Genomic DNA, 3,174 nt, shown 5'->3' with positions numbered 1-3,174 from the left:
TTAACATTTGTTAATTGGTTTAAGAAATCTTCATCACTTTCAAAATCTAAACGATAGAATGAAGTTGTTTCTGGTACGATTGTTAAGAATGCTGCTTCGTAGTAGTATTTTCTCTCAGGAGTTTCAATAACTACGAATTTGTGTTTATCCATGTATTCTTGTTTATCATAGTAGTTAACATCGTTGAACATACGGTGATCTCCAACTTTACTTCCACGAGCGTGACCGAATAACCAAGTTAATCTGTCATGGAAGTCTTTTTTGTTATCCATATCCATGAATACAGTACCAAGGTAAGGAACGTGTCCACCTTCAAAAGTTTTATCTAAGTATGTTTCATTGTCATTAGTTTGAACTACTGGTTCATCTAACTGAGTTCCTGGAGCATAAACATAAGCTACAGTTTCGTTATTCGTCTTAGATAATTCTGAAAAACGTTTTGATAAATAATCTTTCTCTTCTTTACTTACTGTGTAAGTTGCTTTTGATGATGAACTAGAACTTGTTCCATTATCGTCACTACATCCAGCTACAAATACAGCAGATGTTACTAAAGCAATTGCTAAAAGTAAAATAGAGAAAATCTTTTTAAAGTTAAATACTTTTTTCATTAATATTTTTCCTCTCTATTAAAAATTTAATAACTGTTTATCATTATACAATATCTTTATAAATATTGCTATTAATTTTATTTTACAATTTATTTACTTTTATCTTACTACTACAGCTGTTCCTGTAACTGTTACTAAAAGCATGTTGTTACCGTCGCCTCCTAGAGGATCAAAATCAATTCTAACTCCGATAACAGCATTAGCACCCATAGCTGCCGCACGAGCTTCTAACTCTTTTAAAACTTCAGCTCTTGCTTTTATAATTTCGTCTTCGTAGCCTTGGACTCTCCCACCAAAAAGGTTTCGAATTCCTGCTCCTATATCTTTGATGACATTAATCCCAGCTACTACTTCACCTGTAGCTAATCCTTTATATTCTACTACTTCCATTCCTGGAACATAATTTGTTGTCGCAATTATCATATTACATCCCTCCAAAATTATTTATTAGTCTACTAATATATCTACTACTTCTTCTAATGTTGCTCCTAAGAAGTATGAATTAATATCAATTTGCTCTAATACTTTTTGAATATCTTCTTTTTGGTATTTTACTCCTACTAATTTTTTAGCGATATCTTCTACATCCATTACTCCGAAGAAGTCTCCGTAGAATTTGATATTAGTAATAACTCCTTGTTCTACCATGATATTAGCTTCAATTTTACCAGTTTTAAGTCTTCTGTTACGTTTAATATTGAAGTCAGGATTCTTACCATATACCCAATCCCATGAATTATTTTTTTCTTCTTGGATAGCTAAGATTGCAGCTTCGTCTTCTTCAGTTGCAACAAAATCAGTCATTTCGTATTTTTCACTCATATATTTTTTAAGTGCAGCTACGAAATCTTGAACTGTCATATCTTGATTCGGAAGATGATCTTTAATGTTTGTTACACGAGAACGTACTGATTTAATACCTTTTGATTCAATCTTATCTTTAGATACTTTTAAAGCATCAGCTAAAACTGATGTATCAACATCAAACATTAAGCAACCGTGGTGCATAATACGACCATTACGCACGTATTGAGCATTACCACAGAATTTTTGCCCATCAATTTCTAAGTCGTTACGCCCTGTAAATTCCGCCTTAACTCCTAATGAATCTAATGCATCTAGCACAGGTTGTGAGAATGATTTGAAGTCAAATTCTTCACCACTTCTACCACTTGAAATGATTGTGTAGTTTAAGTTGTTTAAATCGTGGTAAACTGCACCACCACCACTTACACGACGAACGATTTTAATATCTTTATCATCACAGAATTTTTGGTTTACTTCTTCTGTTGTATTTTGGTTTTTACCAACAACGATACATGGCGAGTTTATCCATAACATAAACACATCGTCTTTTTCTGCAAGTTCATTAAAAGCATAAAGCTCTAATGCAGTATTGTAGCGTGGGTCATTACTTTTTGATTCTATATATATCATATTAATCTCCTTAATAATTAACTATTTCTTTTTCTTTTATTATACCACTTTTTACTGACTAAAACACTAAATTTTTATCCAAATTAATATTTTTTTATTATTTCAAACAAACTTCAGTCAGATTATGGTATAATTATTAAGAATTATTAAAATTATTTTAGAGGAGTTACCCTTTTATGACAAAAATTATTTTAACTGGAGATAGACCTACTGGTAAACTTCACTTAGGACACTATGTTGGTTCTTTAAAAAATCGTATAGCTTTACAAAATGAAGATGATACTGAAGTATTTATTATGATTGCCGATCAACAAGCACTTACTGATAATGCTGATAATCCAGGAAAAGTTATCGAAAATATTACAGAAGTAGCACTTGATTATCTTGCGGTTGGAATTGATCCTAAAAAAACTACTATTTTTATCCAATCGCAAATTCCGCAACTTGCAGAATTATACATGTACTACATGAATTTAGTATCAGTCTCTAGATTACACCGTAACCCTACTGTTAAACAGGAAATTAATGACAAAAAATTCGGTGAAAGTATTCCTGCAGGATTCTTCACATATCCTGTAAGTCAAGCCGCTGATATTACTGCTTTTAAAGCAACACACGTTCCTGTTGGTGAAGATCAAAAACCAATGCTTGAACAAACTCGTGAAATCGTTCGTGACTTCAATAGAACATACAATAAAGAAGTTCTAGTATTACCTGAGATTGTACTACCGCCAAAAAATCACGCTCGTCTTGTAGGTATTGATGGACAAGGAAAAATGAGTAAGAGTTTAAACAATGGTATATATTTAGGGGATAGCGAAGAAAACATTAAAGCTAAAATCATGAAAATGTACACTGATCCAAATCATATTAAGATTGAAGATCCAGGTCAAGTTGAAGGAAATGTAGTATTTAAATACTTAGACATTTTCGATACTCGCGCTGATGAAGTTGCAGAACTTAAAGAACACTACTCTCGTGGTGGACTTGGTGATATGAAACTGAAACGTCGTTTAAATGATGTAATGCAAGATTACTTACGCCCAATAAGAGAACGTCGTGAAGAGTTTGCAAAAGATAAAGCAGAAGTTTATAGAATGCTTAAAGCTGGAAGTGAAAAAGCTGA

General features: G+C 32.3%; 4 protein-coding genes. 1 reads left to right on the top strand and 3 read right to left on the bottom strand.

What is annotated here, in order from left to right; translation table 11 throughout:
• The 3 genes from srtB to RWN11_RS07955 form a co-directional block, all read right to left on the bottom strand.
• On the bottom strand, positions 1–611 hold a 611-nt coding region (gene srtB / locus RWN11_RS07965; protein WP_314161202.1), incomplete at its 3' end, for a class B sortase, LPKTxAVK-specific.
• Positions 612–710: 99 nt separating this feature from the next.
• Positions 711–1,034, bottom strand: coding sequence for a heavy metal-binding domain-containing protein (locus RWN11_RS07960; protein WP_314161200.1), 324 nt, complete (start codon positions 1,032–1,034; stop codon positions 711–713).
• 24 nt (positions 1,035–1,058) lie between these two features.
• The gene (locus RWN11_RS07955) at positions 1,059–2,048 is read right to left on the bottom strand and encodes a lipoate--protein ligase (RefSeq protein ID WP_314161198.1); all 990 of its coding nucleotides are present in this window, start codon (positions 2,046–2,048) and stop codon (positions 1,059–1,061) included.
• Between the two features lie 176 nt (positions 2,049–2,224).
• On the opposite strand from RWN11_RS07955, the gene trpS reads away from it, so the two are divergent.
• The coding region (gene trpS, locus RWN11_RS07950; protein WP_314161197.1) for a tryptophan--tRNA ligase at positions 2,225–3,174 on the top strand (950 nt) is incomplete at its 3' end.

The organism is uncultured Gemella sp. (assembly GCF_963519265.1).
In the GTDB taxonomy this organism is placed as follows: domain Bacteria; phylum Bacillota; class Bacilli; order Staphylococcales; family Gemellaceae; genus Gemella.
This window is presented reverse-complemented; position numbering and strand designations above follow the sequence as displayed.

Coding starts and splice junctions, on each gene's coding strand:
- RWN11_RS07955 (WP_314161198.1), bottom strand. CDS start 2,048: ATGATATATATAGAATCAAAAAGTAATGACCCACGCTACAATACTGCA.
- RWN11_RS07960 (WP_314161200.1), bottom strand. CDS start 1,034: ATGATAATTGCGACAACAAATTATGTTCCAGGAATGGAAGTAGTAGAA.